Origin of the sequence: Tatumella sp. JGM130 (assembly GCF_018257525.1) — a bacterium.
Taxonomy (GTDB): Bacteria; Pseudomonadota; Gammaproteobacteria; order Enterobacterales; family Enterobacteriaceae; genus Tatumella; species Tatumella punctata.
Map to the genome: position 1 here is coordinate 1 of NZ_JAERJS010000082.1, position 1,128 is coordinate 1,128.

Sequence of the window (1,128 nt, forward strand, 5' to 3'; positions counted from 1 at the left end):
ATACATTCACCACAGAGGAAGATCCGCGCATCACCATCATCTGGACGCCCGACAGTTCAGGTGTCAATGCGCCTTCAAATACAGGCAACCGGCACCCGGTAAGGATACCGAATCCGGTAGTTGTTGATCCGCTGCCGGAAAATACCAGTATTGAGGCGACAACCACTCCGGCACCGGAGGAGAAGAGTTTTGCGGATTATATTCTTATTCTGCCAGTGTCGGATATTCCGCCGATTTATGTTTATCTACGAAACAATCCCGGTCAGGTAACGGGTAAAGGCCAGAAGGTTAGCGGTATTTGGTTGTCTGATGCTAACACGGGGAATGGTTCTCCGGTTCCAAGTCAGATAGCAGACAAGCTACGAGGGCGAACCTTTGGTAACTTTGACCAGTTCCGTAAGGCATTTTGGTTAGAAGTCTCAAAAGATCCTGAACTCTCAAGCCAGTTCCGGGGGAGTAACAAAATTCATATACGCAATGGGAACTCTCCTTTCACACGAGAACAGGATCGTGCTGGAGGAAGAGAACGCTATGAGATACATCATATTATTCTAATAAGTAAAGGTGGGGAAGTTTATAATGTCGATAATATGAGCATAACTTCACCTAAGCTGCATATCGATATTCATTCAACGAGGCAGAGTAAATAATATGGGCGATAAAAAATCATTACCTGATTATACAGAAAGCGAATTTTTAGATTTAGTTCGTAAAATTTATAATGCTGAAGGGCCAACAGAAAAGGATGATAATCGCCGGGTCAGGGAGTTCAGGCGACTTGTTGAACATCCATCAGCCTCCGACCTTATCTTTTACCCAGAGGATGGGAAAGATGATAGCCCCGAAGGTGTTGTTCAGGAAGTTAAAGAATGGCGTCAAGTGAATGGTAAACCGGGCTTTAAGGGTTAGCTTCTGGTCGCATAAATGAGACTGTATCTGCGTCTAAGGGCCGTGTCCACATTACGTGGGTAAGATCAATCTTCATTAAGGATAATATATGGCAACTGGTCATTTTTTACGTATAGGTGACAAGACAACCCTCAGTGTCAGGATAGTTGTCACCCCCTCTGAAAAATCAATCTGAGGGCATGGAGTGACAGATGAAACGTATTTCACCGGAGCGTAAGG

Annotated in this window: 2 protein-coding genes; both read left to right on the top strand. The window is 44.8% G+C overall.

The annotated features are described in order from the left end of the window. On the top strand, window positions 1-650 hold a 650-nt coding region (locus JK211_RS16745), incomplete at its 5' end, for an S-type pyocin domain-containing protein (protein WP_212709745.1). A gap of 1 nt (window position 651) precedes the next feature. Continuing rightward, complete coding sequence (locus JK211_RS16750) at window positions 652-909, top strand: bacteriocin immunity protein (protein ID WP_212709746.1); 258 nt, start codon at window positions 652-654, stop codon at window positions 907-909. The last annotated feature ends 219 nt before the right edge of the window (window positions 910-1,128 follow it).

Coding starts and splice junctions, on each gene's coding strand:
- JK211_RS16750 (WP_212709746.1), top strand. CDS start 652: ATGGGCGATAAAAAATCATTACCTGATTATACAGAAAGCGAATTTTTA.